Below are 18,945 nucleotides of genomic sequence, written 5' to 3' on the forward strand. Positions count from 1 at the left end.
CATGAGTACAGAATTACTGATCAATGTCACACCGAGCGAAAGCCGTGTTGCCCTAATAGAAAACGGTGTACTGCAAGAAATACAGCTAGAGCGAATTGGTAATCTAGGTATTGTAGGCAATATTTACCTAGGAAAAATAAGCCGTGTACTTCCGGGTATGCAGGCTGCTTTTGTTGATATAGGCCTTGAAAAAGCGGCATTTTTACATGCATCCGATATTGTAAATAGTGCCTCTATTGTTGAAGGCGTAGACGACGTACCAATAAAAAAAGTACAAGACATTAGAGAGTTAGTTCGTCAAGGCCAATACATTATGGTGCAAGTGGTAAAAGATCCGCTAGGCACTAAAGGCGCAAGACTCACCACAGATATAACTATTCCTTCTCGCTATTTAGTGTTTATGCCAGATGCGACCCATGTAGGGGTTAGTCAGCGTATTGAAACTGAAGAAGAGCGCTCACGCCTTAAAAAAATAGTCGCAGAATATGGCGATGAAAATGGCAGCTTTATTGTACGTACAGCAGCCGAAGGCGCTAGCGAAGCAGAATTACGACACGATGCCGGTTTTTTAAGAAAACTGTGGGAAAAAATTACAGCTCGTCGCAAAAAAACCAGTAAGGCCAGCATCCTTCACGAAGATTTAACGCTTGCCTTCAGAACGCTACGTGACTATGTAGGCGAAGATATGGAACGCATTCGCGTTGACTCTAAACTTACTCATGAAGAGCTAAAGTTATTTACTGAAGAGTTTGTTCCACAACTGTCTCAAGTACTAGAGTACTACCCCGGTGAGCGACCTATATTTGATTTGTTTGATGTTGAAAACGAAATTCAAAAAGCACTACATCGTAAAGTTACACTAAAATCTGGTGGTTATATAATTATTGACCAAACAGAAGCAATGACGACTGTTGATGTTAATACTGGTGCATTTGTAGGACATCGTAATTTAGAAGAAACAATTTTTAATACCAACGTAGAAGCAACCTCTGCAATTGCTCGCCAGCTTAGGCTGCGTAATTTAGGCGGTATTATCATTATCGACTTTATCGATATGGTAAGTGAGGATCATAAGCGCCGAGTATTGCATTCACTTGAATCAGCACTTGCAAAAGATCGCACTAAAACAAATATCAATGGGCTTTCAGCACTTGGGCTTGTTGAAATGACACGTAAACGTACACGCGAAAGCTTAGAACATATTTTATGTGATGTGTGTCCTGCGTGTTCTGGTCGTGGTTCGCAAAAAACAGTTGAAACGGTTTGCTACGAAATACTACGTGAAATAGTGCGTGTTAACCGAGCATACGCTGCCGATAAGTTTATGGTATACGCAGCGCCTGCTGTAAGTGAAGCCTTACTAAACGATGAGTACCATAACCTTGCCGAGCTTGAACTATTTATTGGTAAGCAAGTCAATATTCAAACAGAGAGCTTATACAGCCAAGAACAGTTTGATGTGGTAATGATGTAATGAAAGCAAAAGCGGTCTGTTTTTTTTGTTTTAGAAAGTTATGGCAGACCTGCGCCATAATTTTGGTATTACTGGCCGTTATTGTTTCAATTTTAAAATATACCCTTCCGTATGCAAACGAATACAAAGGGAATATAGAAAGCTATTTACACGAAAAGTTTGAAATAAGCTTATCTATAGGTGAAATATCAGCTAGTTGGCAGGGCAGTGGTCCTGCATTAGTATTAGAGAATTTATCGTTTAAAGATAACGAAACTGCACCAATATCACTCACCATTGCTAAAACCAGCTTAGAGCTAAACTTATGGGAAAGCTTAAAAGCGCTGCAACTTAGATCTAATTATTTTGTTATTAATGGTTTTCATACCAGTGTAAATATCACCAACTTATTTAAAACCGGTGACAACGACGAAGTCTCTTTTGAGCAAAAAGAGCTAATTGAAGAACTGTTTTTGGGTAAAACGGGTCATTTTGCAATAGAAAATTCCAGTATTAACTTTGTTCTAGAAGACGGTAAAGAGCGTAAGTTACTCCTCAAAAATATTGTTTGGCAAAATGAAGATGAGCGGCATCTTGGTAGTGGGAGCTTAGCACTGCCGGGTATTTCGGTCGGTGATTTTGATGCGCGCATAGCACTCACTGGCGATACCCTAGAGCAAGTTGCGGGCGACATTTATGTGCAGGCTAACAAAGTCGATGTATCTAACTGGTTAGCGCAATATATAAATACGCAAAAGCAACAACTGCATAGCGATATTAATTTACAAGCGTGGCTAAAACTAGATAAAGGTTTTGTAAGCGATATAAAAATGCAGTGGCTACCAAGCTTTGTGCGTTGGCAGCGAGAAGAGCAAAGCCAACAAGTTAGCTTGAGTGAAGGTGGATTCCATCTATATCCCGAGCAAAATAGCTGGCACTTAAAAAGCACCGGTTTAACATTTAATAGTAACGATAAAGCATGGCCAAGTTTAGAGTTTGAAGCTCAACTAGGGGCGACAAATGAAGTGTGGCTCCATCAAGTTGATTTTGAATTACTGAGTAACCTAGCAGGGCTAAGTAATTTTAATGCACTTGAACCATTTTTAGAGCGCCAACCTAGCGGGCAAATAGATCAAGCTTATTTAAATTTTTCCAATGCAAAGCAATGGCAATTATGGTTTGAGGCTGACAATATTGGTTGGCAAGAATTAAGATCGGTACCTGCAGCACAAGGACTTAGAGTAAATGGTTTACTTAATCAAAGTAGTGGTCGAATAAATTTATTTGGCGAAAATGGCACATTAGTTACAGGCGAAAGCTTTAGTAACGACATAAATTATAATCAGCTAAATGTAGAGCTAGATTTAGCTAAGCGAGATGATGGCTGGTATATAAGTAGTGACAATATATGGTTTGATAATGATGAAGTTACTCTTGCTGCAGAATTACAAATTAGTCTAACAGATGATCCTCGATTAGATCTTTATGCTGAAGCATTCGCCCCAGATGCCAAAATTGCAGGTCATTATTTCCCATTAAAAGCTATGAGCCCTGAGCTCGTTAGCTATTTAAATGGCGCAATTAAAGGCGGAGAAATATCTAAAGCACAAGTCTTATTTGCAGGACCTTTATCTGGTTTTCCATTCACCGATGGCAGTGGCCAGTTTGGTGTATTAGCGCAAATAGACAACGCAACCTATGAGTTTGATCCTGATTGGCCTTTGGTCACCAATGCCGACGTACAGCTACATTTTGATAATGAGCGTATGGACATATATAGCCAGCAAGGTAAGTTGGTTAATTTAGATATTGGTAATAGTGTACAGGTAAGCATTGCAGATTTAATGCATGCTGATGAACTTATTGTGCAAATTGATAAAAAAGCACAAATGGAAAAGTTACATGACTTTTTTGCAGCGACACCTATTGCTAAACCTCTTGCTGAAATTTTTAAAGTTGTGCAGGGCAAAGGCGAAGCCGATGCCAGTATTGAGCTTTTAGTAGGCTCAAAATTTAAAGGTGGGGCCAGTGTTAGCGGCAAGGTTAATTTAAATGACTTGCCAGTATTTATAGCAACGCCAGGGATTGAGCTTAAAAACTTAACTGGCGAGCTTAATTTTAAAAACGACAATATCACACTTAAAAATGCGACTGCGAAGTGGCTGGGCATGCCGCTAACTATTGATTACAGCAGTAAAAGTGATGCAAAAAATTACCAAGCAAACATAGATATAAACGCCAAAATTGATGCCGATACACTAATAGATAGTGGACAAGGCATATTGAAAAATTATTTAAGCGGGCAAAGTGATGTTGATATTGGCTTAGTACTTAATTTTGAAGAACAAGGTTTTAATTACCGCGCCCAAGTTACTTCGGAGCTACTTGGTCTAACAAGTAATCTACCTGCACCTTATAATAAAAATAGTGAACAAGTGTGGGCGCTTGATGCAGTAGTACAAGGTGATGATATTTCTAATCTCATTACCGCAAACGCTAATCAACAGTTTTACTTTAATGCTATTTTAGAAAATGGAAAATCACAGTTTAGTAATGTCCATTTTGTGCTCGGAAAACAAGATTTAGGATTAAACCAAAAAGACTTAAGCGTAAATATAAATCTTGAACAGAGTGAACTAGTGCCTTGGTTTGATCTGATTGATCAAATAATTAAAGCTGGTAAAGCAAACCCAGATAAAAAATCAAAAGGGATTATGCCACCGCTTAATGAGGTGGTCGCAAATATAGGTATGCTTGATGCGAGTAACATCATCTTTAATGATTTTGAAATGCGTTTAGCACCATCAAAAGACGATTTATACCTAAAGCTAAATGCTAAAGAACTTAGAGCTGGGGTTTTTATCCCTACATCACAGCCTAGCCAGCCCATACGAATTAATGCCGATTACTTAAGGCTTAATTTTGCACCGCACAATGAGCAAGTACTTGAAATAACAGATGTACTTCCTGAGAAAGACTTGAGCTGGCTTACTAAAATACCTGCCATTGAGTTTGAATGTAGTGATTGCAAAATTGACCGCTACCAACTTGATAAAGTGAGTGCGTCATTATTAGGTGATGGAGAGCGTTTATCAATATCAGAACTTGTAGTCGATAAAGGCGATCATTTACTGCGCACTAAAGGGCAATGGCAAAATGGATTAACAACGCTAAGTGGCGAGCTTAAAAGTGATGACATAGGCGCACTGTTTGGTGAGTTTGATATAACCTCCGCGATTAAAGACTCAAAAGCCGATCTAAATTATGATCTTACTTGGCAAGCAGCACCTTATGATTTTGATGTGAAAAGTTTAAGTGGCGAGATAGCTTGGGATTTAGGAGAAGGTCACTTAACTGAAGTTAGCGATGGCGGGGCACGCGTATTTTCGTTACTGAGCCTTGATTCATTAGTACGCAAGCTGAAACTTGATTTTAGAGATGTGTTTTCAAAAGGCTTTTTTTATAACAGCATGCAAGGCACTATGCAGTTAGAAAACGGTATTGCTTACACTAAAGATACCAAAATGGACGGCGTACCCGCCGATTTAACCATTAAAGGTTATGCAAATTTAAACACGCTTGATATAGATTATGATCTTGCTGTAGCGCCGCAGGTAACCTCGAGTATTCCGGTTATAGTTGCATGGATGGTAAACCCAGTAACAGGGCTTGCTGCCTTAGCAATTGATAAAGTTATTCATTCTGCGCGCGTCATCTCAGAGATCAACTTTAAAGTAACGGGTAAAATGAACGATCCTATTGTTCAAGAACTCGACAGAAAAAGTCGTGAAGTTACGCTTCCTCAAGCTGCGCAAAATCAGCCACAAGCATCAGTCGATTTAAAACTTAAAGATGCACAAGTAACAGTAACGCAATGAACAAAACTGAAATACTAAGCACTCCCACAATAGTTGCCCTGCAAATGTGTTCAGGGCTAAACCCTGATGACAACATAGCAAGCTTAAAGCGTGCACTTAAAACACTTCCAGCAACAAGACCATTACTTGTTTGTTTGCCTGAGGCTTTTTTAGTGTTTAGTAAAAGTGGTAACGATACGTTACGTGTTGCTAAGCAAGTTGAGCGATACAAACTACAACTTAGTGAATTGTGCCAACACCATAATATTTGGTTAAATGCAGGGACAATGCCTGAGCCATTTAACGAACATAAATATTATGCAGCATCGCACTTATATAATAATCAAGGCGAGCTGGTTGCAACGTATAACAAAATACATTTATTTGATGTAAACGTAGATGATCAAACAGGTAGCTATCGAGAGTCAGATTTTACCCAAGCAGGTAGCGATGTGGTTGTTGTTGATTCTCCCTTTGGTAAAATTGGCTTAACAGTATGTTATGATCTGCGCTTTAGTGGCTTATTTAACGAACTAGTACGCCAAGGCGCCGATATTATTTTAGTACCCAGTGCATTTACAGTCCCTACAGGGCAAGCGCATTGGCAACCGCTATTAGCAGCTCGCGCAATAGAAACACAATGTTATGTAGTTGCAGCAGCTCAGTACGGTACACATGAAAATGGCCGACAAACATATGGCCACAGTATTATTATTTCACCTTGGGGCAATACCCTGAGTGAATTGCCAACAGGCACCGGTTTTATAAGCTGCAACGCAGATTTAGACCAGTTACAAAAAATTAGACGAGACATGCCCGTGCAGTCTCATCAACGATTTAGAGAGCATTTATTATGAATTCGGTTGAACAGCATTTACTACACGACAGCCAGCTAAATAGAGAAGAGCTCGAAAAAACGCTCGCTTACATACATCAGCATAAAGTGGATTACGCCGATTTATATTTTCAATCAAGCCACCACGAATCATGGGTGCTTGAAGACGGCTTAGTTAAAGAAGGCTCTTATAACGTTGAACGTGGCGTTGGTGTACGTGCTGTAAGCGGCGAAAAAACAGGTTTTTCTTACTCTGATGCAATCAACCTCGAAGCGCTTAATAAAGCGGCAACAGCAGCACGTAGTATTGCAGATGCCGGCGAAGATAGAGCGATTAAAGTATTTAGTGATGTTAAAGCTAAAGAGCAATTTGCACCGCATCAGCCAATTTCGAGTATGAGCGACACCGACAAGGTGAGCTTATTACGCGAACTTGAAAACTATATTCGCGAACTAGCACCCGATGCAGAGCAAGTAATTAGTTCAATGTCAGCGGTTTACGAAGAAGTATTAATCGCAGCAAGTGATGGTACGTTTGCCACCGATATTCGCCCGCTTATTCGTTTAAACTGCTCAGTACTGCTTGAAAAAAATGGTCGCCGTGAACGCGGTGGCGCAGGCGGTGGTGCACGTTTAGATTATGGTTACTTTAAAGAACTTGTTGACGGTAAACCGCGTTGGATGGAATTTGCCGAAGAAGCAGTACGCCAAGCTAAAGTAAATCTTGAGGCTATTGATGCCCCTGCAGGTACTATGGAAGTAGTACTTGGTAACGGTTGGCCAGGTGTACTTTTACACGAAGCGGTAGGGCATGGGCTTGAAGGCGACTTTAATCGTAAAGGCGCGTCTGCGTTTAGTGGTAAAGTGGGCCAAAAAGTAGCATCTGAGCTGTGTACTGTTGTTGATGATGGCACCATGGCCGATCGCCGTGGCTCACTTAATGTAGATGACGAAGGCACACCAGCCGCTTACAATGTTCTTATCGAAAACGGTATTTTAAAAGGCTATATGCAAGATAAGCTAAACGCGCGTTTAATGGGTGTAAGCCCTACAGGTAACGCACGCCGTGAGTCGTATGCACATTTACCAATGCCTCGCATGACTAATACTTACATGTTAGGTGGTGAGCACAGCCAAGCCGATATTATCAGCTCAGTTAAAAAAGGGGTATTCGCGCCTAACTTTGGCGGCGGACAAGTTGATATAACGTCTGGTAAGTTTGTATTTAGCGCATCAGAAGCGTATTTAATCGAAAATGGTAAAATTACCCAACCAATTAAAGGCGCAACGCTTATTGGTAATGGCCCAGAAGTAATGCAGCAAATATCGATGGTTGGTAACGACTTGGCGCTTGATAAAGGTGTTGGTGTTTGTGGTAAAGATGGTCAAAGCGTACCGGTAGGCGTAGGCCAACCAAGCCTTAAAATTGATCGGTTAACAGTCGGTGGTACAGCTTAAATATTACTCAAGCGCGAAGTGAATTCGCACCTACGTGCTTGATGTTTATTGTAGGTGAGGTTTTATACCTCGCTTTTTAAATACAGACTTAGAAATAGAGCGCGAAATAAATTCGCACCTACGATTTGCATTCTTACTTTGGGTAGGTGAGGTTTTACACCTCGCTTTTTAAATACAGACTTAGAAATAGAGCGCGAAATAAATTCGCACCTACGATTTGTATTTTTACTTTGTGTAGGCGAGGTTTAGGCTTCTCCTTCATCCTCTTTATTTTTTTCAGCCTCTTTGTACCATAATGCAAAAAAGCACTCTGTTAATTTATGCTCTATCTCAAGCGCTTTTTCTGTTGGGCAAAACAAGGTAAAGCTTGCTTTAAATTCACCTAAATCGGTTGTACCAAAGTGAATTACTGGTTCTGGGCCAGATATTTTTGCATCAAGTTTACGCTCAATCATCGAATTATAACGGCTTGCTACTTCTTGAAACTCTTCGCAATACAGCTTAGCTTGCTCAGTTAATGTGTCGTGAATAGGGTACGGATTAAAGCTCTCTCTTCGGACAATAATAAAATGATGTGTAACAAAGCGTTTTACAAAGTTTAAGTTTTTAATAGAGCTGGTAATCAGCTTATTATTAGGTATGTATATGGTTTTTCTAGAAAATTGATAAGTATGTATATCAATTTCATGCATGGTTGTTTTTATCCAATCCGTTTCAGCTACTTCACCAAAATAATCACCAACTTGTATCCAATCACCGACTCTAAACGGGCGGGTTGTTACGAGGTAAAAAAAGCCTATTACACACTGAATAAACTCACGCGTTGCAAGTACAATCGCCACAGCAAAAGCAGCAATAGAAAGTGCAAAGTTTTGAATTTCGGTAGACCACACAAATAGCAGCGATATCATCATTACAAAATTAATAAAATGCTTAATATTGTGTGCGATGTAACGAATATCTTTTTCTTTTTTTTCTGCGCGATTTTTAGCCAGCTTATCAACAAGGACTTTTAGTACAAATGCAATTGTGATCATTACAATTGAAAGAAGAAACGGATGCAGCAATATATCTTTAGTCATAATATCCAATTAAACGCGAGTTGATAAAAACAGGCTCAGTATATTGATTTATTAAACCAATTAGCAAATTTAGTGCAAAAAAAGTAACCAATAAAAATGGAGAAACGCTATTGAGTTACTTCATCAGTGCAATGTTTGTGATTTTTAGCCATTCTTTTTCGGCATATGAGTACAAGCTCAATGGCTGAAATAAAGATTAGAGTATAGCCAAGCGTTTCTATACCCTCTTCAACAATGTTTTTTACTGCACGTACGTAGTCATCGCCCATTACTGAATGCCAAAATGCGCCTTTGCCCATCATTCGCGAAAATGCGAGTAAAGTAACCATGCCTGATAAGCAAATACCATAACTAGGAGTGAGGCTATAGGCTTTTAAAGAGTTAAAAATACTTCCTCTGTTTGTTATTAAATAAACAAACACACCAGCTAAAATTGAATAGACGATACTTTGCCAAGCGCCATCAAAAAAGTATAAGTCGAGGTAGGTATCAAACTCTCTTACAAACATCATGGCCGTTAATGCAGCAAGTAATACTGCCGGTATTTTAAGTTCAAAGTTAATTCGCGAAGCATAGAAAAACAAAATACAGCTTAAAAAAGTTAAAACATCTTGCATATGTTCAGTAAGAGTTTCTTCACTGTAAAGTGCATACTGTTTTAATTCAAAACCTTCAAGTTGAATTAAATGAGCAACGCCCGCTAGACACAGTAAGTAAATAAATGACCGTAGTAAAAACATAAAAAACCAAGAGAAACTATAAATGCGCGAGATTCTAATTGTAAAAATGCCTTAAAGCCAAAACAAAATTTAAACTTTTAATATTTTTATCGGTCTAAAATTTTTGCTGTTAAAATAATGGCTTAGATATTTATTTAATGTTGAATGGATGTTTTTAATGTGACGTTTTAAGTAGTTTGTTGTGCAAAATATAACAAGCATTAAAAAGCCCTTACTATTTACTTAGCAAGGGCTTTTTATAATTGAGAACTTAGAGTTTAGCGCCTAGCGCATCGTTACAAATTCTTCCGAGCCTGTCGGGTGAATAGCCACAACGGCATCAAAATCAGCTTTAGTTGCGCCCATTTTCATGGCAACGGCAAAACCTTGAATCATTTCATCAACCGCAAAACCAATACCATGTAGGCCAACTACTTTTTCGTCAGGGCCGGCACATACAAGTTTCATTTTACAAGGCTGGCGATGTTTAGTTACCGCTGTGTACATAGCCGTAAAACCAGATTGGTAAATTTTAACGTTTTCTTCGCCGTACTGAGAAATAGCTTCTTGCTCAGTTAAACCAATAGTACCAATCGGTGGATGACTAAATACAACAGTAGGAACTAGGCTGTAATCCATTTTTAAATCATCAGGTAGTTCTTTATTAAATAAACGCTCAGATAAAGTACGGCCTGCTTTTACTGCTACCGGTGTAAGTTCAATACCATTTTCGATTATATCGCCAACCGCGTATACATTTTTAGCTGTGGTATTTTGATACTCATCAACTTTTACAAAACCACTGCTGTTTACTTCTACGCCCGCTGCTGCAACGTTAATAGCATTGGTTGTTGGCTCGCGGCCAATGGCCCAAATAACTTGATCAACGTTATGAGTTTTGCCGTTATCTAAATGTAGTGTTACAGAGCCATCATCTTCTTTTACCAATTTATTTGGTACAGATTCTGTATGAAGAGTAGGGCCTTCGGCAGCCATTACTTCAACAAGCGTATCTACAATATATGGGTCAAAACTACGAAGTGGTGCATGCTTACGTACAAATAAATGTGTCTCAGTACCTAAACCATGTAATACACCAGCAAGCTCAACGGCTATGTAGCCTGCGCCTATTACTGCAACGCGTTTAGGTTGCTCTTTTAATTCAAAAAAGCCATTTGAATCAATACCGTGTTCAGCACCTTCAATGTGCGGAATGCTTGGGCGGCCGCCTACTGCAATTAATATATGATCGGCTGTGTAGTGCTCGCCGTTTACTTCAACTGTTTTATTATCTACAAATTTAGCAAAGCCTTTAATTACAGTAACGCCATTGCTAGCAAGGCCACTGTCGTAACCTTTATGAATTCGGCCTATGTAGGCTTCACGGCTTTCTACTAGTTTGCTCCAATCAAAGCCTTTAACTTCAACATTAAAGCCGTAATCTGGGGCATATAAATTAATTGCTTCGGCAACCTGAGCACCGTGCCACATTACTTTTTTAGGTACACAGCCCACGTTTACACACGTGCCGCCCATGTGTTTTGCTTCTATAAGTGCTACTTTAGCGCCACGCATTGCCGCTCTATTTGCAGAGGCAATACCACCACTGCCACCACCGATTGCAATATAATCAAAGTGTTGTGTCATTTTATGTCCTTAGGCGTTGAGTTTTATGCGCATTAGCATAACATTAAGTTTTAAAAATAAAGAGTGTTTAGGTGACCTATGTTTAGTAAAAAAACATTCGAATTTCTTGCTCAGCTTGATAAAAACAATAATAGAGACTGGTTTAACGACCATAAATCACAGTATGAGGAATACGTAAGAGAGCCCGCTTTAGATTTCATTAGGCAAATGCAAGCACCACTTGCTGATGTTTCTAGCCATTTTGTCGCATCAGATAAAAAAGTGGGCGGTAGCTTAATGAGAATCCATAAAGACGCGCGTTTTAGTAAAGATAAAACCCCGTATAAAATTAATGTAGGAATTCAATTTCGCCATTTTATGGGAAAAGACGTACACGCCCCGGGTTTTTACTTTCACTTAGCAAATGACGAATGTTTTGTAGGTGCTGGTATTTGGCGACCAGAATCAAAGGCGCTTAACGCAATTAGAACCTGCATAGATGAAAACCCAAATAGCTATAAAAAAGCAATTTATGATGAGTAATTTAAATCTATATTTGAAATGTCAGGAGAATCGCTAAAACGCCTGCCAAGAGGTTTTGAAAAAGATCATCCCTTAATAGATGAGCTCAAACGAAAAGACTTTATAGCCATTAGCTCGCTTACTCAAAAACAAGTATGTAGCAATAATTTAGTTGATACGGTACTAGAGCGTTATAAAGTGGCTGATTCACTAATGAGTTATTTGTGTTTTGCTCTGGAGCAACCCTATTAAAATTACACAACTTAAAAGCAGTTGAGTTGTTTTTTTACTTTTAGACCCAATTTAAAATGTAATGCATTAACGCAAAGAGAGTATTTATGAGCAACCCATTAATTGGCCTTGAAGGCTTACCACCATTTTCAAAAATAAAGCCTGAGTACGTAGTACCAGCACTAAAAGACGGTATCGAGCTTTGTCGTAAAGCCATTGATGACGTGTTAGCTAAAGGCTCGTACACGTGGGATGACTTAGTATTACCCCTTGAAGAAGCGGACGATAAATTATCGCGCATGTTCTCCCCTGTATCGCATTTAAATTCAGTAATGAATAACGACGAATTACGTGAAGCTTACGAGCAGTGCTTACCGTTAATATCTGAATATTCAACATTTGTAGGTCAGCACCAAGGTTTATACAACGCGTATAATACGCTTTATAACAGCGACGAATTTAAAACGCTGACGACAGCACAACAAAAAACAATTACTAATGCGCTACGTGATTTTAAATTATCGGGTATTGCTCTGGCGGCAGAACAGCAAACACGTTACGGCGAAATTAGCGCGCGTTTATCAGAACTTGCCTCAAAATTTGGTAACAACGTAATGGATGCCACACTTGCTTGGCACAAACATATTACTGATGAGAGTGATTTAGCAGGCTTGCCAGAATCTGCTTTAGCACTTGCAGCTGACACAGCAAAAAGTAAAGAATTAGATGGTTGGTTATTTACACTCGATTTTCCATCGTATTTACCAATAATGGCTTACGCAGATAACCGCGAATTACGCAAAGAAACTTACACCGCGTTTTCTACGCGCGCATCAGATCAAGGCCCCAACGCCGGTGAGTTTGATAACTCTGATATTATGAGCGAGGAGCTTGCGCTTCGTCATGAACTTGCACAGTTACTAGGGTTTAACAGCTACGCTGAAAAGTCACTGGCAACTAAAATGGCCGAAACACCAGAACAAGTATTCTCATTTTTAGAAGACCTAGCAGCTAAATCAAAACCACAAGCAGAGCAAGAAGTGGCCGAGCTAAAAGCGTATGCTGAGCAAAAACACGGTATTTCTGAATTAGAAGCATGGGATTTTGGTTACTACAGCGAAAAGCTTAAGCAAGAAAAGTATGCAATTTCAGACGAAGTACTACGTCCTTACTTCCCAGCAAATAAAGTGCTTAGCGGCTTATTCGAAACCGTTAATCGCCTATTTGGTATTAGCGTAAAAGAAGTTACTGACTTTGATACTTATCACAAAGATGTACGCTTTTTTGAAATTGTAGATAGTAGCAATACTCTACGCGGACGTTTTTATCTCGATTTATATGCACGCGACCACAAACGTGGCGGCGCGTGGATGGATGACTGTATGGGTCGTAAAGTACGCGCTAACGGCGAACTACAAACTCCAGTGGCTTATTTAGTGTGTAACTTTAATAAGGCGGTTGGCGATAAACCGGCGCTGTTTACTCATGACGAAGTAACTACTTTATTTCATGAGTTTGGTCATGGTATTCACCACATGCTTACACAAGTTGATGCCGCGCCAGTTGCTGGCATTAATGGTGTAGCTTGGGATGCGGTAGAGCTTCCTAGTCAGTTTTTAGAAAATTGGTGTTATGACGAAGAAGCCCTGAGCTTTATTTCGGGCCACTACGAAACCGGTGAGCCGTTACCTAAAGAGTTACTTGATAAATTACTAGCGGCTAAAAACTATAACTCAGGCGTACAAATGCTACGTCAAATTGAGTTTTCGTTATTCGATTTTAAAATCCATAACGATTACAAAGTGGGTGAGCAATGCCAAATTCAAGCAGTACTAAACGATGTACGTAGCCGCACATCAATCGTTAAACCGCCTGAGTTTAACCGTTTTCAAAATGGTTTTAGCCATATTTTTGCCGGTGGTTATAGTGCAGGTTACTACTCGTATAAATGGGCTGAAGTACTTTCTGCTGATGCATTTTCTAAATTTGAAGAAGAAGGTATTTTTAACGCTGAAACAGGGCAAGCCTTCATGCAAAATATTTTAGAAAAAGGCGGTAGCGAAGAGCCAATGGAATTATTTAAAAAGTTCCGTGGTCGTGAGCCAAATGTCGACGCGTTACTACGCCATAGTGGTATTGCTGTTTAAAAATTAATATTTAGCACAAACCAAATTAAAGCGCCTATATGGCGCTTTTTTATTATTTTAAAATTATTATCTAATAATTTTTAGTAATTTCATCCTACCGTACTATGCTTTTAGCACACCTAATAAAATGGACTAAGGCATGGCAAAGTTGGTATTGGCAATTGATGACGACAAGTATGTTCATCATATAATTGAAGAGTCTTTAGCAGGGTTTTGTAAAATAATTCATGCAAAAGATGGCGATGAAGGATTAAGGCTAACCAATAAATACAACCCAGATATTATTTTACTCGATATTGAAATGCCAGGTATGTCAGGTTATGACGTATGTAAAACTATAAAGCAGAGTCAAAATACTCAAGATATTCCCGTTATGTTTCTCTCATCTAAAATAGAGCTAAGCGATCGGGTAAAAGGTTATAGCGTCGGCGCATCTGATTACATTACAAAACCTTTTAATGCAGAAGAGCTAATAGCGCGAATAAAGGTACTTTACGAATATAGGCAAAAATGCGCAAAACTAAAGTTGGATATAGTAAAAGCGAATAAAACAGCTGAAATAGCAATGACAGAGTCAGGCGATATGGGGCGTATAATGCGCTACGTTGGACAAAGTTATCACGCTAATAACTTTCAATCGTTGAGTGAATACTTTTTTACCTTTTTTGCTCCTTTAAATTTAGATGTTGTGGTGGTGTTTTGGTATCAAGGAAAAGGTATTTTTTACAGCCAGCAAAGTGGTGTTTGCCCGTTAGAGCAAGAGCTGCTTGAGCAACATCGAAATGCTCAACGATTTGTTGATATTGGTAGCAGCACTATCATTAATTACCCCAAAGTGTCCCTTTTGATAAAAAATATGCCAGTTGATAACGATGCTTTGTATGGGCGCTACAAAGATCTGTTCCCGCATATATTAGAAGTAACCAACGAGAAGGTTGTTACCATGGAAAGAAGCGAAAGCAGTTATGAGCAGGCAGCTCAAATAAGTACAGCCCTTCAAGACATTGTTAAGCAGTTAACTACTCAAAATATAGAGCAAAACAAAAGTACTAAAATATTTATAGAACAGCTACATGAGCTTGACTGCGCCATTAAGCTACAACAAACACAAGCAAATCCTGCAGATCTCACCTTATATATATCCCAACTGGATCAAACGATGCAGTTATTTGTATCGGCTAATAGCGATTTAGCCTTTATCAAATATCAGCTTAAACAAGTTGCCGAAAGCCGCAATGAACTTATATCTAATTTACGTACTAAAGCGGAAGCCGCAAAGGTCAATACGAATCATCATAGTGATATAGAGCTATTTTAGTGCTTTAAAGTAAAGCGGTTGATATACTACAGGCGTATTTTATCGTCGGAGTTTATTGTGGTTATTCAGTGTGCTTTTAAAGAGTTACGCCCTTATTTAAATGAATTAGAAACACGCTTTGGTTTAGCCCAATGGGCGCAAAATTGCAGTGGCTTTAGCTTACATTACGATGATAAAGGGTTAAGTCTATTTAAAACTGACGAGCCTAAACTAGGTGCAATTAACGTTGATTTTGTAACCGGTGCTGCCGCCCATAGGCGTAAGTTTGGCGGTGGTAAAGGGCAAGCAATTGCCAAAGCGGTGGGTTTAAATAAAGGCGTAACGCCTGTTGTACTTGATGCTACCGCTGGTTTAGGGCGAGATGGTTTTGTACTTGCCTCGCTAGGGTGCAAAGTTATATTACATGAACGTCACCCGGTTGTAGCTGCACTTTTATACGATGGTTTAAAGCGAGCCTATAGCGATATTGAAATTGGTTTATGGATGAAAGAAAACATGAGCCTAATATTTGGCTCAAGCCATACTTTGCTCTCTCAATGCGAAAGCATGCCTGATGTTGTTTATTTAGATCCCATGTTCCCGCATCGCGAAAAATCAGCATTAGTTAAAAAAGAAATGCGCGTATTTCAAGAGCTTGTTGGTGCAGACAACGACGCTGACGACCTACTTGATTTTGCCTACCCACTTGCCAGTAAGCGCGTCGTTGTAAAACGCCCCGATTACGCCCCATTCTTAAACGAAAAAACCCCAAGTATGCAGATCAAAACCAAAAAGAACCGTTTTGATGTCTATGTAAAGGCGGCAATGGTTTAAGCATCAAAACAAATCGACGTTATATCCCTAGAACTTATCCATGTAAGAATCGTTATATTGGGTTTGATCATAGGATCTAGCCTTTTGAATCTAGGATCTTATTACATTTTCATGTTAGAATTTGCGCAATTTTTTGGCATAGCAAAGTAGCACAGTAATGATCTTAGATGATATTCGCATTGTTTTAGTTAACACGTCACATTCGGGCAATATTGGTTCGGCGGCTCGCGCCATGAAAACCATGGGTTTATCAAAACTTTATTTAGTTGATCCTGCTTGCGAAATAGACAGCCAAGCAAGTGCATTAGCTGCAGGCGCAACTGATGTTTTAGGCAATGCAGTTATTGTAGGTACCGTTGAAGAAGCTATCGCTGACTGTACATTAACGATTGGCACAAGTGCGCGTTCTCGTACGCTTTCGTGGCCAATGGTTGAACCACGTGAATGTGGTGAAAAGCTCGTTGCTGAAGCCGTAAATGGTCCTGTAGCGCTAGTATTTGGTCGTGAAAACAGTGGTTTAACTAATGAAGAATTACAGCTTTGTAATTACCATGTATGTATTCCTGCTAATCCAGAGTACAGCTCGCTTAATTTAGCTATGGCCGTACAAACACTTAGCTACGAAACTCGCATGGCATTTTTAAATCAACAACCTAAAAAGGTTGAAGAAGACGATGCAGTTTACCCAAGCTCAAAGCAAACTGAGCTGTTTTATGATCACCTTGAAGACACGTTGTTTAAAACAGGCTTTATCATCAAGCAACACCCTGGTTTAGTTATGACTAAATTGCGCCGTTTGTTTAACCGAGCTCACCCTGAAGATGCTGAAATGAATATTTTACGCGGTATTCTCACCTCAATTAATAAGGCTATCCCTAAGTAACTTAGGTATAGCTATTAGTTATAAAAGACCTAGACTAATTAACGCGCTAATACTTGACTAAATTACTCAGGTAATTACAATGGCTGTAATACTTGACCAAAGAGGTCAAGTATTGAAAATTTGTTAACTCTACAATTTAAAAGTAAGAGTTTCTAAATCAAATTTTTATCAAGTGATAATACTTGACTAATTTACTCTGGTAATTAAAATTTGCACTCTTTTGTGCAGGGGGCGTTATGAAGTTAACATCAAAAGGCAGATATGCCGTTACGGCTATGCTGGATGTTGCACTACACACAGGTGTAGGTCCTGTAGCCCTTGCTGATATTTCACAAAGACAAGAAATTTCTTTGTCTTACCTTGAACAATTATTTGCTCGTTTACGTAAAAATGGCCTAGTAAGTTCTGTTCGTGGACCTGGTGGTGGTTATTTACTAGGGCGTGAAGCGAGCGTTATCTCTGTTGGCGATATTATTAGCGCCGTAGACGAATCGGTCGATGCAACACGTTGCCAAGGTGCCGATACCGGCTGTCAGAGTGGTATGCGTTGTTTAACACATAATTTGTGGTCAGACCTAAGCGCACGCATAGAAGAATTTTTGAATAATATTACCCTTGCTGAATTGGTGGAAAAATCAGATGTGAAAGAAATAGCATCGCGCCAAGATAACAGTATTAATAATGCAATTAAGCAGTTGGAAAACATTCAAGTAAGCTGTCAACTTTAAGGTTGACCTGCAGCGGAGAGAGAAATGAAGTTACCGATTTATTTAGATTACGCAGCGACCACGCCTGTTGACGAACGTGTTGCTAAAGAAATGATGCAATGCCTGACAATGGACGGTAAGTTTGGTAATCCTGCGTCACGCTCACACCGTTTTGGTTGGCAAGCAGAAGAAGCTGTTGACCAAGCACGTACAGATATTGCTGATTTAATTAATGCAGACCCACGTGAAATTGTTTTCACATCGGGTGCAACAGAATCAAATAACCTTGCTATTAAAGGTGCAGCACAGTTTTACAAGAAAAAAGGTAAGCACGTTATTACCGCTAAAACTGAGCATAAAGCTGTAATCGACACATGTCGTGAGCTTGAGCGCCAAGGTTTTGAAGTAACTTACATGGACGTTGAAGAAAACGGCCTACTTGATTTACAAAAACTTGCCGACACAATGCGTGACGACACAGTACTTGTAAGCATCATGCACGTTAATAACGAGCTAGGTGTAATTCAAGATATCGCGACTATTGGCGAAATGTGTCGCGAACGCAAAATTATGTTCCACGTAGATGCAGCGCAAAGCGCGGGTAAAGTACTAATAGACGTGCAACAGCTTAAAGTTGATTTTATGTCGTTCTCTGCACATAAAGTGTATGGCCCTAAAGGTGTTGGTGCACTTTACGTTCGTCGTAAACCACGTGCTCGCCTTGAAGCGCAAATGCACGGTGGCGGACATGAACGTGGTATGCGCTCTGGTACATTAGCTACTCACCAATTAGTGGGTATGGGTACAGCGTTTAAAATTGCTAAGCAAGATTTCGAAAAAGATCACGCACACATCAGCGCCTTACGTAATCGTTTAATCGACGGCATTATGGCTGATATGGACGAAGTATACTTTAACGGCACGCAAGACCAATCAGTACCTGGCATTGTAAACATCAGCTTTAACTTTGTTGAAGGTGAGTCGTTACTTATGGCAGTAAAAGACATTGCAGTATCGTCAGGTTCAGCCTGTACATCTGCAAGCTTAGAGCCTTCTTATGTATTACGTGCACTTGGCCGTAACGACGAATTAGCACATAGCTCAATTCGTTTTAGTATTGGTCGCTTTACTACCGAAGAAGAGATTGATTACACCGTCGAATTAATGAAAAACTCTATCGGTCGCCTACGTGAGATGTCTCCACTTTGGGAGATGCATCAAGAAGGTATTGATTTAGATTCAGTTGAATGGGCTCACCACTAATAGTGTGAGCACATACCCTAGCAGGTAATGA

General features: G+C 39.6%; 13 protein-coding genes and 1 pseudogene. 11 read left to right on the plus strand and 3 right to left on the minus strand.

Annotated elements, in window-relative coordinates; all coding sequences use genetic code 11:
- Nucleotide 1: 1 nt before the first annotated feature.
- The 4 genes from rng to tldD are packed head-to-tail and all read left to right on the plus strand — an operon-like array spanning nucleotide 2 to nucleotide 7,603.
- A complete protein-coding gene (gene rng / locus GQR38_RS10870) occupies nucleotides 2-1,474 on the plus strand; it encodes a ribonuclease G (protein ID WP_007586345.1) in 1,473 nt (490 codons plus the stop codon).
- Complete coding sequence (locus GQR38_RS10875) at nucleotides 1,474-5,331, plus strand: YhdP family protein (protein WP_165721206.1); 3,858 nt, start codon at nucleotides 1,474-1,476, stop codon at nucleotides 5,329-5,331. Before rng ends, GQR38_RS10875 begins: the two co-directional genes overlap by 1 nt.
- Nucleotides 5,328-6,167: a carbon-nitrogen hydrolase family protein gene (locus tag GQR38_RS10880; protein WP_165721205.1), complete on the plus strand. Its 840-nt coding sequence runs from the start codon at nucleotides 5,328-5,330 to the stop codon at nucleotides 6,165-6,167. The genes GQR38_RS10875 and GQR38_RS10880 overlap by 4 nt, the downstream gene beginning before the upstream one ends.
- Nucleotides 6,164-7,603, plus strand: coding sequence for a metalloprotease TldD (tldD, locus tag GQR38_RS10885; protein ID WP_101163214.1), 1,440 nt, complete (start codon nucleotides 6,164-6,166; stop codon nucleotides 7,601-7,603). Before GQR38_RS10880 ends, tldD begins: the two co-directional genes overlap by 4 nt.
- A gap of 245 nt (nucleotides 7,604-7,848) precedes the next feature.
- Here tldD and GQR38_RS10890 read toward each other — a convergent pair whose 3' ends face one another.
- The 3 genes from GQR38_RS10890 to gorA all read right to left on the minus strand — a co-directional run bounded on the left by GQR38_RS10890 (nucleotide 7,849) and on the right by gorA (nucleotide 11,051).
- Nucleotides 7,849-8,685, minus strand: a complete 837-nt coding sequence (locus GQR38_RS10890; protein WP_024594472.1) for a mechanosensitive ion channel family protein — start codon at nucleotides 8,683-8,685, stop codon at nucleotides 7,849-7,851.
- 107 nt (nucleotides 8,686-8,792) lie between these two features.
- Nucleotides 8,793-9,425, minus strand: a complete 633-nt coding sequence (locus GQR38_RS10895; protein WP_165721204.1) for a hypothetical protein — start codon at nucleotides 9,423-9,425, stop codon at nucleotides 8,793-8,795.
- Between the two features lie 264 nt (nucleotides 9,426-9,689).
- Nucleotides 9,690-11,051, minus strand: coding sequence for a glutathione-disulfide reductase (gorA, locus tag GQR38_RS10900; protein WP_007586359.1), 1,362 nt, complete (start codon nucleotides 11,049-11,051; stop codon nucleotides 9,690-9,692).
- 78 nt (nucleotides 11,052-11,129) lie between these two features.
- Here gorA and GQR38_RS10905 point away from each other — a divergent pair.
- The 7 genes and pseudogenes from GQR38_RS10905 (at nucleotide 11,130) to GQR38_RS10935 (ending at nucleotide 18,914) form a co-directional block, all read left to right on the plus strand.
- Nucleotides 11,130-11,804: pseudogene (locus GQR38_RS10905) on the plus strand (DUF2461 domain-containing protein).
- Nucleotides 11,805-11,890: 86 nt separating this feature from the next.
- Entirely contained in the window at nucleotides 11,891-13,930 is a 2,040-nt protein-coding gene (prlC, locus tag GQR38_RS10910) for an oligopeptidase A (RefSeq protein ID WP_165721203.1), read from the plus strand.
- 139 nt (nucleotides 13,931-14,069) lie between these two features.
- Complete coding sequence (locus GQR38_RS10915) at nucleotides 14,070-15,248, plus strand: response regulator (RefSeq protein WP_165721202.1); 1,179 nt, start codon at nucleotides 14,070-14,072, stop codon at nucleotides 15,246-15,248.
- Between the two features lie 57 nt (nucleotides 15,249-15,305).
- Complete coding sequence (locus GQR38_RS10920) at nucleotides 15,306-16,061, plus strand: class I SAM-dependent methyltransferase (protein ID WP_165721201.1); 756 nt, start codon at nucleotides 15,306-15,308, stop codon at nucleotides 16,059-16,061.
- 157 nt (nucleotides 16,062-16,218) lie between these two features.
- Nucleotides 16,219-16,944 (plus strand): tRNA (cytosine(32)/uridine(32)-2'-O)-methyltransferase TrmJ, encoded by a 726-nt coding sequence (trmJ, locus tag GQR38_RS10925; protein ID WP_024589846.1) that lies wholly within the window; start codon nucleotides 16,219-16,221, stop codon nucleotides 16,942-16,944.
- A 236-nt stretch (nucleotides 16,945-17,180) separates the two neighbouring features.
- On the plus strand, nucleotides 17,181-17,672 hold the full coding sequence (gene iscR, locus GQR38_RS10930; RefSeq protein ID WP_007586371.1) for a Fe-S cluster assembly transcriptional regulator IscR: 492 nt from the start codon (nucleotides 17,181-17,183) through the stop codon (nucleotides 17,670-17,672).
- Between the two features lie 24 nt (nucleotides 17,673-17,696).
- Complete coding sequence (locus GQR38_RS10935; RefSeq protein ID WP_002958425.1) at nucleotides 17,697-18,914, plus strand: IscS subfamily cysteine desulfurase; 1,218 nt, start codon at nucleotides 17,697-17,699, stop codon at nucleotides 18,912-18,914.
- Nucleotides 18,915-18,945 lie beyond the last annotated feature (31 nt).

The sequence above is a fragment of the Pseudoalteromonas sp. c7(2019) genome (assembly GCF_011378625.1).
GTDB lineage: Bacteria > Pseudomonadota > Gammaproteobacteria > Enterobacterales > Alteromonadaceae > Pseudoalteromonas > Pseudoalteromonas arctica.